The sequence below is a fragment of the Acidobacteriota bacterium genome, from assembly GCA_030949985.1.
In the GTDB taxonomy this organism is placed as follows: Bacteria; Acidobacteriota; Polarisedimenticolia; order J045; family J045; genus JALTMS01.
This window is the reverse complement of the sequence record JAUZRX010000044.1, coordinates 25,035-37,300: the sequence shown is the minus strand read 5'-3', so window position 1 is coordinate 37,300 and position 12,266 is coordinate 25,035. Positions and strand designations below refer to the sequence as shown.

Sequence of the window (12,266 nt, the reverse complement as noted above, 5' to 3'; positions counted from 1 at the left end):
TCCGGGTTCCAGGCGGAGGGTCGGCCCCGCGGCGGAGAGCGACCTCCGGCGCGGGGCCGTCCTGGAAGTGTACGACCAGAGATTCCCGCCCGCCGCGCCGGTCACTCCGCCGGGTCGATCGGGGTCAGTCCGGGTTCGAGCTGGATCGTCTTGTCGGGGGCGATGAAGCGCATGTCGCAGCTCTCGAGGCTGGCCAGTTGGCCCTCCCGGGTCACGCACTCCTGGCCTTCGAGGTCTTCGCATGCGCCGGAGGTCTTGACGGGGGTGAAGACCTCTCCGCAGCGACAGGTACATGTCCATTCGAGAGCGAAGGGCTGGGAGCCGCCCGGCGCAGGCGGGACGGGAACCTCGTCCACAGGGCGGGGCGGGGCGGCCGAGGGGAGCGGGGGCAGGGGCGAGAGCGATGCGACGGCGAGGAACAGAACGACAGACGGCATGTTGGGGCTCCTTTCTCCTCGTGGCACTGTGCTGGAGGACGGGCCCATCTGAGCATGGAAGGCGGGGCGCCGAAGGCAGCGGCGGGCGGAAGCCTCCCACCGGCGGGATCCCCCCGCAGCGGTGCGGCGGTCTGTGGCGGTATCGGCTCCGGCGGGGCAAGCTCGCGCCATGCTTGGCACCCCGCAGCGACGGCTGGTCCGGTTCTGGATCATGGCGGCCGCCCTCGTGACGGTTCCGGCGGTTTTCGCCTGGCAGTCCCGCCTGGTCACCGCCGCGGGGGATCCCATCGTGGGTGCGAGAGTCGCCGACGTCCGGGGCGGGGCGGCGGCGGTCACCGGTCCCGACGGCGCCTTCCAGCTCGCTGCCGAGGGTGTGCCGGAGGTGCTTCTGGTGGAGTTCGCCGACGGTGCGGTGGTGCTGGTGCGCGTCGAGGCCGGCCCGGTTCCTCCCTCCGTGGTGACCGTCGATGCCTCCCGCAGCGAGAAGGTCGACGCCGTGGCCAGCGCGGCGGGCCACCTGCTCGCGGCCCCCGCCAGTCCTGTCGTCACCGCCTCGCCGGCCGAGGTCGCCGAGCGGGGCGACCAGTCCGTCCAGGAGGCCATCGCCCATCTTCCCGGCACAGGGCCCGCCAGCGCCGATCCCGACCGAGTGCCCGCCCTGCGCGGCGGGAGCGACAACCGGACCTTGCTGATGATCGACGGTGGGCGAGTGGTCACCGAACGTCGAGCCGGTGCCTCCGGCGGCGGCCTGCATCCGGCCACCTGGGGAGGCGTGGAGGTGATTCGCGGGCCAGCCACTTTTCTCTACGGTTCGGGAGCCATGGGAGGCGTGATCCTGGTGCGCAGCCCCTGGGCTTCGGTGCAGGGGCCGGCCGTCGGTCGGGTGGGCACCGAGGTCCGTGTCGGGGGGGCGCCGACGGCGAGCCTGTCGATGCAGTGGCGGGAACAGGGCTGGTCGCTGGCGGCCGGCGCCCGCAGCGCCGGGGATCCGCATGACGCCCGGGGTCGAGACCTGGAGGGCAGCTATCGCCAGCAATCGGTCTTCGCTGGTCGGAGCTGGACCGCGGCGGGGAGCGTCTACCACCTGGGCCTGCGGGCCGATCGCCTGGCCGACGCGGTGCGCCTGGCCTATCCGCGGGATTTCGGCTCGGTCTTCGTGCCCCGGGACGAGAACTACCGCCTGACTTTCCAGGCGGACCGGCCGGGGCCCATCGATCGAGCGCTGGTGGCCTGGATCGCCCGGGGGAGCCGCGAGATCGTCCAGTGGCGGGGTCCAGGCGCGGGACTGCCCGCTTCCCGCGTCGGTTCGACCACCCGCGCCACCGACCTGGGGGCGCGCTGGCTGCTGCGGGCGGAGAGCGGCTGCGGCCATTGGGCGGCGGGTGCCGAGGTCGGCTTCCGGACGGGCATCGAAGTGGACAACACCGTGGCCTTCGAGGGGGGCCCGCCCGCGGGTGCCGCGCCGTCCTCTCGGGCCCTGGCCGAGGGACGAGCCCTGGCCGCCGCGGCCTTCGGTCTCTGGCGTCGGCCCCTGAGTCCCGGGCTGGAGTTTTCCCTCGGCGGCCGGCTCGAGCCGCTGCGGAGCAGCGCCGTCGTCGCCGGCCTCCGGAGACGAACGAGTCGCCTGGCGTGGGCCGCGGGAGCGTCCTTGACAGCCCGCACGGAGTTGGGAAGCCTGACCGTTCGGGTCGCTCGCACTTTCCGTGAGCCCTCGGTCACCGACCGCTTCGCCGAGACCCTCACCGGTCGGGGGCTGAAGCTGGCCAACCCGGGCCTGAAACCCGAGACGGCCCTGCAGGCGGATCTGGCCTGGGGCCTGGACCTGGGCCCGCTGCGCTTCGGCGTGTCGGCCTATCGCTACGCGTTCGATGGGATCATCGTCCGTTCTTTCCGCGACTCCGGGGCCGCCGTTCCGGTCTACAGCTTCGTCAACCAGGACGAGGCCACCGTGGAGGGGATCGAAGCGGAAGCCCGGGTGCGTCCGGCACCGGGGTGGGAGGTCGCTGTCAGCCTGCACCGCCTGCGTGGGGCGACCGGCGCCGGTGAGAGCCTGGCCGAACTCCCTCCTGATGGCGGTCGTTTGGTGCTTCGCCGCCTGCGGGGCGACGCCTGGTTCCGGATCGAAGGCTTTTTCGCCCTGGCCGACCCGCGCCCCGGTCCCGGGGAAGTGCGCACTCCTTCCTACGGGATCGTGGATCTGTCGGCGGGCGCGCGGCTCACCGGGCGCTGGACCTTTCGCGCCCACCTGAAGAACGCTCTCGACCGCTTCTATCCCCTGGGGGCGCGGAGCCGGGATCCGGCAGCCCCCGCCCGTACGCTGGCCCTGGCTTTCGAGTATCGCTTCCGATAGTTCGCCTGCCTGGGATAGGATCGGCGCCATGATCTTGCGCCCACTCGCCATCGCGGGGTGGATCCTCGCCTGCTGGCCGACGCTGCTGGCGATGCCCGCGCCCCCGCCGCCGGTCGTCCGCTACGAGATCCGAGCCGAGGTGGATCCCGCCGCCCGCCGGTTGAAGGGGCGGGAGGTGGTGCACTGGACCAACACCACCGCGACCGCCGCTTCCGAATTGCGTTTTCATCTCTACCTCAACGCCTTTCGCGACGCCCGGTCCACCTGGATGGTCGAACGCGGGGGGCCTTCCGAGGGGCGCCGACCCGCCTGGGGCGGCATCGAGGTGCTGGCCATCGAAGACATCCAGGGCGCGGCCTGGCCCGAGCCCTGGGAGTACATCGCGCCGGACGACGGCAACCCCGACGACCGCACCGTGATGCGCGTGCCCCTGCGCGAAGCCGTCGAGCCGGGGCAGAGCGTCAGCCTGGTGCTGGAATTCGAGGTGAACTTCCCCGGCATCTGGGCCCGCACGGGCCAGGAGGGCGCGTACATCGCCGGTGCCCAGTGGTTCCCCAGCCTGGGAGTGTTCGAAGGTCGACCCGCCACGTGGAACTGCCACCAGTTCCACGCCTTCACCGAGTTCTACGCCGATTTCTCCGAGTACCAGGTGACCCTGTCCCTGCCCCAGGTCTACCGGGGCCGGGTGGCCGCCACGGGCACCCGGGTCGGAGAAGGTGAGGACGAGCAGGGACGCTACGTGGTTCGCTACCACGGGCGGGGGGTCCACGATTTCGCCTGGTTCGCCGATCCGGACTTCGTCGTCCGCCGCCGACGCTTCGTGGCCGCCGAGCACCGGGATCCGACTGCCGAGGCGCGGTGGCGGAAGATCCTCGGCGAGGAGATCGGTCCCGAGGGGCTGGTCCTCGAGGACGTGGAGGTGGAGGTCTACCTCCAGCCTTCCCACCTGCACCTGGAGGATCGCTACTTCGAGGCCGTGTTCGGAGGGCTCGAGTGGTTCGGTCGGGCTTTCGGCGCCTATCCCTTTCCCGAGCTGCGGATCGTGGATCCGCCGCGGGAAGGTCGCCGCTCGCGGGGCATGGAGTATCCCCAGGTCTTCACCGGGGGCGCGCACCTGCTCTCACCCAGGGGGCGCCAGAGCCCGGAGGGCGTGGTGGTCCACGAGTTCGGGCACCAGTACTTTCAGGGCCTGCTGGCCAGCAACGAATTCGAGCACGCTTTCCTCGACGAGGGCTTCGACGTGTTTGCCGAGGCTTCGGCCCGCATGGCCAAGCTGGGGCCGGACCTGCTCGTTTCGGCCTTCGGGCCGCTGCCCTATCCGAGGCGGCCGGTGGTCCGCACCGAAGCGGCCGGCGGCCCCCTGGGAGCCGTGGCGGGAATCGGCTCGGGAAGGTGGCTCGGGGTGGGCCCGGGGCGGGTCTTCTCCTGGTTCCTGGTGCGGCCGGACTTGGGCTGGGAGAGGGCCGAGCAGAGTTTTCCCTGGCCCCAGCGCGCCCAGTGGCTGGACGTCTACGGCTACGACCGGGTCAACCGGCCCGGCTACACGTATCCCGATTTCCAGGCCTATCGGATGCACACCTACCGCCTGACCGCCTTGACCCTCGAGAGCTACCGCCGGGCAGCCGGGGACGCCGCCCTGATGCGGGCCCTGAGAAGGTACTTCCGTCGGGGAGCCTGGGGCCATCCCCGTCCGGGCGATTTCATCCAGGCCGTGGTGGAAGTGCATCGAGAACTCGGCGCGCGCTTCGACCGCATGCGCGGGCCGCTTTTCGGCCGCCTCGATCCGGGTGCTTATTTCCACCAGGTCTGGGATGTGCCGGGTTGGGTGGATTTCTCCGTCCAGTCCGTGCGCTGTCCGGGGATGGGGGATGGCCGGGAAGGGGACGAGGCGGCCGACTTTCCGCGGAGCTGCCGGGTGACCGTGCGCCGGCGCGGCCCTTGGCAACTTCCCGTCACCGTCGAGTTGAAATACGAGGGAGGACTGGTCGAGCGGGTGGTCTGGTCGGGGGAAGAGACCTGGTTCCAGGTCGAGGGTTTCGCTGATCGGCGCGTGGAGCGGGTGGTGGTCGACCCGGAACGCAACTGGGTTTTCGACGTGGACCTGACCAACAACGGATGGCGCCGGCGGCCGCGGACGGAATCGCGCTGGAGATTGATGCTGGCCGTCTTTCAGCAGGCGTTGCAGCAGCTCGTCGGCGTCGGGAGCCTGGGCGGATGAGGCTGGTGCGCGACCTGTTGGCGAGTCTGGCGCGGCTGAGCAGCCGCCCCTCGGCGGTGCTGAGTCTCGCCTCCCTGTTGGTGCTCCTGGCCCTGGTGGCCACCGTGGGGGTCGACGCGGCCATCGCGCCCCAGCTCGGCGCGGCGCCCCGGGCCGTGTGGACGCCGGCCGGGGTGGATCGGCCTTTCCTCGAGGATCTGCCCTGGTATCACCCCTCGTGGCGACGGCAGACCGGGGCCGCCTGGGGCGCGCTGGGCCTGCTGGCGATCCTGGTCTTCACCTTCGGCGACGCGGTTCTCCTGCGTGCGGCGGTGGGGCCGTGGAAGGGCCTGCGGGAGGCCTGGGGCGAGGCGGCGCGACGGGGGTGGGCGCTGCTCGTGGTGACGGTGACTTCACTGGCATGGGTCGCCCTGGTGGCCCTGGCGGCCCATCGCCTGATCGGTGAGAAGATCGCCGACTACGTGGCCCACGTGCCGGGAGAGATACACGCCATGGCAGCGGCGCTGCTGCCCGACTTGCTCTGGCTGTCGCTGGCCGCTCCCGTGATCGTCGCCGCCGACCAGGCGCGGGCCCTGCTCGTGATCGAAAACCGCCGCAGCGGCCTGCTGGCCCTGTGGAGGGGGTTGCGCGGGGTGCTCTCCTCGCCGCGCCCGATGGCCGCGTCGCTGCTGACCCTGGCACTCGAGAGCGTGGCGCTCGGGGCGTTGGTGCTGCTCCGCGACGTGTGGGACCCACGCCTGGCAGCCGGCCCGGCCATCGCGTCGGCGGCGATTCTCGCCGCGGCGCTGATTCGCATCCTGGCGCGCGGGTGTTACCTGGGCGCCCTGGGTAGGGCCTCGACCCGTGCCCCGGCCGCCGACCGTCGTTCCTGACTTCGGCGTTCCCGGGGGCGGTGGGGGCGCATCACATCCGATCCGCCGATCAGGCGGAGAAATAGCGGGCCTCGGGGTGATGGAAGACCAGGGCGGAGACCGAGGCTTCCGGGTCCATCATCATGCCGTCGGTCAATTCCACGCCGATGTCGGCGGGAGCGAGCAGGTCGAAGAGGCCGACCTGGTGCTCGAGGCCCGGGCAGGCGGGGTAGCCGAAGCTGACGCGCAGGCCGCGGTAGTGGGCCCGGTGGATCTCCCGCATCGAGAGCTGCTCCTCGTCGCCCAGCCCCCACTCCCGCCGGATACGGGCGTGGAGCCATTCCGCGGCGGCTTCCGCGAGTTCCAGCCCCAGGGCCAGCAGGGTGTGGGAACGGAGGAACTCGCCGGCTTCCTTGAAGGCCTCCGCCTGCCGGCGCAGGTGGCGACCGGCGGTGACGACGAACAGGGCCACGCTGTCGTTCGCCGCCGCTTCGGGCTCCACCCAGTCGGTGATGCACAGCCGATCCCGCTCCCGTTGGCGGGGGAAGGACCAGCGCATCACTTCCGCTCCCCCGGGTTCGTCGGCCAGCACCAGCTCCGAACCCTCCGCGTGGGCGCCATAGAAGCGATAGACTCCGGCCGGCTCCAGCCAGCCCCGGGTCGCCCCCTCCTCGGCCAGTTCCTCCACCAGGTGCCGCAGCTCGGCGAGCTTGGCGTGTCCTTCCGCCCGTAGGCGCTCGACGTTTCCGCGCAGGCCGAGATGGCGACCGTAGAGCATCTGCTCGTTGATCCAGCCGAGGAGCTCGCTCACCTCCATCCGCACCAGCCGGCGCTCGAAGTGGGGAGGGCGGGGGATTTCCGGTGCGGGCGCGACCGCACGGCCGGCGGGAGCCTGTTCTTCCGCCGCCGCCGGCTCCGGCGCTGGTTCGTCTTCGGCCTGGGCTGCGCGCCGCCGGGTTTCGGCGACCTGGATCTCGAGTTCGGCGCGCGGGCCCTCTTCGACCAGGCGATTGGCCAGTGCGAGTCCTTCCATCGCGTCCCGGGCGTAGAGCACCAGGCCGTCGTAGCGGGGCAGGATGCGGGTTTCGGTGAAACGTCGGCTGAGGGCCGCGCCGCCGACCAGGATCGGCACGTCGATGCCCGCCTGCCGGAGGTCTTCGGCGGTGGCCACCATTTGATGGGCCGACTTGACCAGCAGGCCCGACAGACCCACCACCTGGGGGCGGTGTTCGGAGATGGCGGCAGCCAGTGTGGCGGGATCGACCTTGATACCCAGGTCGATCACCTCGTAACCATTGTTGGCGATCAGGATGCCGACCAGATTCTTGCCGATGTCGTGGACATCGCCCTTGACCGTGGCCAGCAACACCTTGCCCTTGACGGCGTGATCGCCCTTTTCCATGGAGTCCTCGAGATGGGCCACGGCGGCCTTCATCACCTCGGCCGATTGCAGGACCTCGGCGACGATCAGTTCGTTGCGTCCGAACAGTCGTCCCACCTCGCCCATGCCGTCGAGCAGGGGACCGTTGATGATCTCCAACGGGGTGTAGCGGGACAGGGCCGCTTCCAGGTCGCTGATCAGCCCTTCCCGGCGGGCTTCGACGATGCGGCGTATCAGGCGTCTTTCGAGAGCTTCCGAGTCCAGCTCCCGGTCACTACCCGCCCCCGGCTTGCGGTCCCGGTAGAGGGCGGCGAAGGGCGTGATGGGATCTTCCGTCCGGTCGTAGAGCAGGTCCAGGGCCAGGGCCTTCTCGTCGTCGGGGATCGTCGCGTAGCGGACGATCTTTTCGCTGTTGACGATCGCCAGGTCGAGCCCGGCCTCGGTGCATTCGTGCAGGAAGACCGAGTTGAGCACTTCGCGGCCCGCCGGGGGCAGCCCGAAAGAGACGTTGGAAACGCCGAGCAGGGTGGGGCACTCGGGGAAGGCCTCCTTGATCGCCCGCAGCCCCTCGATGGTTTCCCGGGCCGAGCCCCGGTAGGCCTCGTCACCGCTGGCGCAGGGGAAGACCAGGGGGTCGAAGATCAGGTCGGTGGGCGCCAGGCCGTATTTCCCCGTGAGCAGTTCGTGGGATCGGCGGGCGATGGCCAGCTTCCGTTCGGCGGTCAGCGCCATGCCCTGGTCGGGATCCTCGTCGATACAACCCACCACCAGGCTGGCGCCGAAACGCCTGACCAGGGGGGCGACCCGGGCGAAGCGCTCCTCGCCGTCTTCCAGGTTCACCGAGTTGATGATCGCCTTGCCGGGGATCATGCGCAGGGCGAGTTCGATCACCTCCGGGTCGGTGGTGTCGATCATCAGCGGCACCCGCACCCGGCGCACCAGGCTGGCCAGCAGGCGTTGCACGTCCCGCGCCTCGTCCCGGTCCGGGTCCGCCAGGCAGACATCGAGGACATGGGCCCCGGAGGCCACCTGGTTGCGCCCGACGTCGGCCGCCGCATCGAAGTCTTCCTTGTGGATCAATCGACGAAAGCGGCGCGAGCCGATCACGTTGGTGCGCTCACCGATCAGCAGGGGGCGGCGGTCTTCCTCGAGGGAGAGGTAGTCGATACCGGCCACCCGGGCCCAACGCTTTCGTATCGGCTGCCGGGGTATTGCGTCCACCGCCAGGCGGGCGAACGCTGCCACGTGTTCGGCGGTCGTGCCGCAGCAGCCGCCGATCAGGTTCAACCAGCCCTGCTCGAGGTAGCGCCCGATCGTGGCGGCCATCATCTCCGGACTCTGGCCGTAGTTGCCGTCCTCGTCGGGCAGTCCCGCGTTGGGCACGCAGGCGATGGGCACTTCGGCGATGGCGGCCAGGCTCCGCAGGGGGTCGGCCATCAGGTCCGGCCCGGTGGCGCAGTTCACGCCGAAGTAAAGCAGGTCGCGCTGCTCGAAGGAGACGTAGGCCGCCTCGATGCTCTGCCCGCAGAGGGTCGTTCCCGAGGCCTCGATGGTCACCGACAGGGCGATCGGAACCTCTCGGCCCAGTTCCTCGAAGGCCCGCTCGATACCTGACATGGCGGCCTTGATGTTCAACGGGTCGGAGGCGGTTTCCACCAGCAGGTAATCGACTCCGCCTTCCATCAGTCCGAGGGCCTGGACGCGGAAGGAGTCCTCGAGTGCCTCGAAGGTCGTCCCCCCGGTCAGCAGCAGCGAGCGGGTCGTCGGCCCCATCGAGCCGGCCACGAAACGGGGCCGCTGAGCGGTGGAGACGGCATCGGCGGCGCGCCGGGCGATCTGCGCCGCCAGGCGGTTGATTTCCCGGGCGCGATCGGCCAGGTCGTATTCCGCCAGCACCAGGGGCGTGCCCCCGAAGGTGTCGGTTTCGACGATGTCGGCACCCGCCTCGAGATATTCGCGATGTACGGTTTCGATCAGCTCGGGACGGGTCAGCAGCAGGGCCTCGTAGCAGCCCTCCAGGTGCTCGCCGCCGAAATCGGCCGGGCCGAGGTCTTCACGCCCCAGGCGCGTGCCGGTGGCCCCGTCGAGGACGAGTACCCGCTGCGCGAGGGCCTGTTTGATGTCGATTTTGTTCATGGGGGTCTGCTTGCGCTCGTCTCTGCTCATGGAGAAACATAACATCGCGTCCTGCGGAAAGGAATTCAAGCCGATCGGCCCACGTCCGTTCGAGGCACCCGGCGAGGTTTGACAGGCTCGTTCCGGTACGCCATCGTTCCTCCGCGCGATGATCGATCCTGACTTTCTCGATGAACCTTCCAAGCTGGACCTGCGCAGCCGCCTGCGTGATCCCCGGCCCTTGCTCTGTGTCGAGTTGCGCCCTCCCCGTCGTGATCTCGAGGGCGTTCGAGCCATGGAAGCCTGGATCGATGTCTACCACGCGGTGCGGGGCCTGGCGTCCAGGGACACCGTGGTTTTTCTCACCGACGATGCCGTGGGCACGGGTGAGGAGGAGAATCTCGCTCACCTGTTGCGCAACCTGGGAGACGATTCCCGCCGGGAACGGATCGTCCCCTTCCTGACCCTCAAGCATTCCCTGGACTACTGCCTGAACTACGCCGCGCGCCTGAGCGCCGAGCGCTTTCCGGGAGTGGTGGTGCTCGGCGGCGATCGCCACGACGGCATTCCCCGCTGTCTGCCCCATGCCTGGCAACTGAGGGAGAAAATCGCGGAACGACAGCCTGCCCTTCAGATCGGCGGATGGGCCAATCCCCACCGGGACCCCGATGAGCAGGCCGGCTACCTGGCCGATCACGGCGAGAGCCTGTCCTTCGTCATCACGCAGGTGGTCTCCCATCACGATCTCGCGCCGGTGGAAGCCTTCCTCGAGGCGCTGGACAGACGCGGCGTCGATCTGCCGCTGATCGCCGGCGTGTTCTACTATCGTTCCGCCCGCCGGCGAACCCTGGACCTGCTGGAAGGCTTCATTCCCGTGCCGCGGGAAGGGCTCGAAAGAGAGTTCGCGGAAGGCGCCGGAGCCGACGTGGTGGCCGCACGGACCCTCCGCGCCCTCGCCGGCCTGGGCATCGATCGCTACTATCTGAGCAATCTTCCCGGCAGCGCTGTCGCCGCGCGGATCGACAATTTGAGGACCCTGGCTGGTCTTGCCGCCCCGGAGGAAAAGAGATGAAGCCGCGCGATCCCCGACTGGCCCGACTCGTTGCGATATCCCGCACGCTCTCGGTGGGCACCGCCACCCGGCACTTGCTGATCTGTGCCCAGCCCACCAGTCCCAAGTGCTGTGCGGCCGCGGAGGGCGCGAGGGTCTGGAAGTACATCAAATCCCGGCTCAAAGAACTCGGGCTGTGTTCGGCGCCCGCGGCCTGGCGTGGCAAGCCTCTCGACACGGTGCCTGACGAGCCCCCCGGGGGAGGGCGTGTCCTGCGCACCAAGGTGGACTGCCTGCGTGTCTGCGAGAGGGGGCCCATCGCCGTGGTCTACCCGGAGGGGGTGTGGTACCACAGCGTCGACGAGCAGGTGGCGGAGAAGATCATCCAGCAGCATCTGATCGGGGGTGAGCCGGTGACCGAGAACCTCTTTGCCGGTCCCTTCTTTCCGCCGCCGGACTCCGGCGAGAGCCCCTAGGCGTGCCGCACGCAGTCGCCGAGAGCCGGGCTTCGATTCTGTCGATGGCGGCGCCGCTGATGGTGAGTTTCACCATGCGCGCGGCCTTCACTTTCGTCGACACGGCCTATGCCGCCACCATCGGCGACGCGGCGGTGGCGGCGGTGGGTCTGGCGATTCCGGCCGAGTTCCTGATGATCGCCCTGTGGGTGGGCCTGTCGACAGGATTGACCTCCTGCCTCTCCCGGGCCATGGGAGCCCGCGAGGAGAACAAGCTCGAGCAGTATCTGCGCCTGGCTCGCCGCTTCGTCTGGGGGCTGGTCCCCCTTTTCTCGCTGGTGGGCCTGTTGATCTGGTACCGGGCGCCCCGCATGGGTCTCGAACCGGAAGTCGCGCGGGCCTTCCAGCTCTACGGCACGGTGCTGATCGGTGGATCGGCCTTCACGTCGTTCTGGTCGATCATTCCCGACTCCCTGGTCAAGGCCCACCATGACACACGCACGACCATGTGGGCGGGTATCTTCTCCAACCTGCTCAACCTGGGTCTCAACACGGTCTTCGTCTTCGTCTTCCACTGGGGCATTCTCGGCATCGCCCTGTCGACCGTGATCGGTCGTTGCGCGGGCCTGGCCTATGCCGCGTGGCGGGCGGCCCGGCACGAGCGTCGCCGCCGCGCCGCCTGGGCGGGGCGCACCGTCCCCGGCCGGGACCCGGCTCCCGCGCGGGCCATCCTGGCCCTGGCCATTCCGGCGGCCCTGGGCTTCGGCCTGATGGGCATGGAGACGGCGATCGTCAATCGCATCCTCGCCGGCGTGGCCGATTCCACCGCGGCGATCGCCGCCTATTCGATCTACTACCGGGTAGCGATCTTCGTTCTCAACCCGGTGATTGCCATCGGTGTGGCCATGCTGCCTTTCGCCGCCAGGCACTTCGGTGCGGGAAACGTCGCCGCGGTTCGTCGGGGTTTGCGGGAAGCCACCCTGGCGGCCCTGGGCTACACGGTCCTGCTGGTGGCGCCGGTGATGCTGCTGGTGGCCCGCCCACTGGCCCAGGCGCTGGCGGAATCGGTGGTGACGGCCCGCTTCAGTATCGTGGGCTTGCGGCTGGTGCCCGTCGCTTGCCTGGTGGGCATTCCCTTCCTGCTGTGCCGTCCGGTGTTCGAGGGTATGCAGCGGGGCAAGCCGGGCCTGGTGATGGCCGTCTTGCGTTACGCGGTGCTGGCCGGCCCCGCGGCGTGGCTGCTGGCCACGCTGGCCCGCTCCTGGGGGCAGCCCGGGATCTACGGCGTCTACGCCGGTTTGATTCTCGCGGGCGGCGCCACCTCGGTGGTCTTCGTCCTGTGGCTGCGTCGGGCCCTGCGCGAGGCGGTGGTCACCGACCGGCAGTCCGCTTGAAATCTCCCTCCCCT

General features: G+C 69.8%; 8 protein-coding genes. 6 read left to right on the top strand and 2 right to left on the bottom strand.

Annotated features, from left to right (window positions below; genetic code table 11):
* Positions 1 to 101: 101 nt before the first annotated feature.
* Positions 102 to 437 (bottom strand): hypothetical protein, encoded by a 336-nt coding sequence (locus tag Q9Q40_10210; GenBank protein MDQ7007595.1) that lies wholly within the window; start codon positions 435 to 437, stop codon positions 102 to 104.
* Between the two features lie 169 nt (positions 438 to 606).
* On the opposite strand from Q9Q40_10210, the gene Q9Q40_10205 reads away from it, so the two are divergent.
* The 3 genes from Q9Q40_10205 to Q9Q40_10195 are packed head-to-tail and all read left to right on the top strand — an operon-like array spanning position 607 to position 5,877.
* Positions 607 to 2,787, top strand: coding sequence for a TonB-dependent receptor (locus tag Q9Q40_10205; protein ID MDQ7007594.1), 2,181 nt, complete (start codon positions 607 to 609; stop codon positions 2,785 to 2,787).
* A 28-nt stretch (positions 2,788 to 2,815) separates the two neighbouring features.
* The gene (locus Q9Q40_10200) at positions 2,816 to 5,005 is read left to right on the top strand and encodes a M1 family metallopeptidase (protein MDQ7007593.1); all 2,190 of its coding nucleotides are present in this window, start codon (positions 2,816 to 2,818) and stop codon (positions 5,003 to 5,005) included.
* The gene (locus Q9Q40_10195) at positions 5,002 to 5,877 is read left to right on the top strand and encodes a hypothetical protein (protein MDQ7007592.1); all 876 of its coding nucleotides are present in this window, start codon (positions 5,002 to 5,004) and stop codon (positions 5,875 to 5,877) included. Before Q9Q40_10200 ends, Q9Q40_10195 begins: the two co-directional genes overlap by 4 nt.
* Before the next feature lie 49 nt (positions 5,878 to 5,926).
* On the opposite strand, the gene metH is transcribed toward Q9Q40_10195, so the two are convergent.
* A complete protein-coding gene (gene metH, locus Q9Q40_10190; GenBank protein MDQ7007591.1) occupies positions 5,927 to 9,373 on the bottom strand; it encodes a methionine synthase in 3,447 nt (1,148 codons plus the stop codon).
* 148 nt (positions 9,374 to 9,521) lie between these two features.
* On the opposite strand from metH, the gene Q9Q40_10185 reads away from it, so the two are divergent.
* The 3 genes from Q9Q40_10185 to Q9Q40_10175 are packed head-to-tail and all read left to right on the top strand — an operon-like array spanning position 9,522 to position 12,252.
* A complete protein-coding gene (locus Q9Q40_10185; GenBank protein ID MDQ7007590.1) occupies positions 9,522 to 10,424 on the top strand; it encodes a hypothetical protein in 903 nt (300 codons plus the stop codon).
* Positions 10,421 to 10,879, top strand: a complete 459-nt coding sequence (locus tag Q9Q40_10180; GenBank protein ID MDQ7007589.1) for a hypothetical protein — start codon at positions 10,421 to 10,423, stop codon at positions 10,877 to 10,879. Before Q9Q40_10185 ends, Q9Q40_10180 begins: the two co-directional genes overlap by 4 nt.
* A gap of 2 nt (positions 10,880 to 10,881) precedes the next feature.
* Positions 10,882 to 12,252 (top strand): MATE family efflux transporter, encoded by a 1,371-nt coding sequence (locus Q9Q40_10175; protein ID MDQ7007588.1) that lies wholly within the window; start codon positions 10,882 to 10,884, stop codon positions 12,250 to 12,252.
* Positions 12,253 to 12,266: the final 14 nt, after the last annotated feature.

Excerpts from the sequence above, each read along its gene's own strand:
- Q9Q40_10210 (MDQ7007595.1), bottom strand. The coding sequence starts at position 437 with ATGCCGTCTGTCGTTCTGTTCCTCGCCGTCGCATCGCTCTCGCCCCTG.
- Q9Q40_10205 (MDQ7007594.1), top strand. The coding sequence starts at position 607 with ATGCTTGGCACCCCGCAGCGACGGCTGGTCCGGTTCTGGATCATGGCG.
- Q9Q40_10200 (MDQ7007593.1), top strand. The coding sequence starts at position 2,816 with ATGATCTTGCGCCCACTCGCCATCGCGGGGTGGATCCTCGCCTGCTGG.
- Q9Q40_10195 (MDQ7007592.1), top strand. The coding sequence starts at position 5,002 with ATGAGGCTGGTGCGCGACCTGTTGGCGAGTCTGGCGCGGCTGAGCAGC.
- metH (MDQ7007591.1), bottom strand. The coding sequence starts at position 9,373 with ATGAACAAAATCGACATCAAACAGGCCCTCGCGCAGCGGGTACTCGTC.
- Q9Q40_10185 (MDQ7007590.1), top strand. The coding sequence starts at position 9,522 with ATGATCGATCCTGACTTTCTCGATGAACCTTCCAAGCTGGACCTGCGC.
- Q9Q40_10180 (MDQ7007589.1), top strand. The coding sequence starts at position 10,421 with ATGAAGCCGCGCGATCCCCGACTGGCCCGACTCGTTGCGATATCCCGC.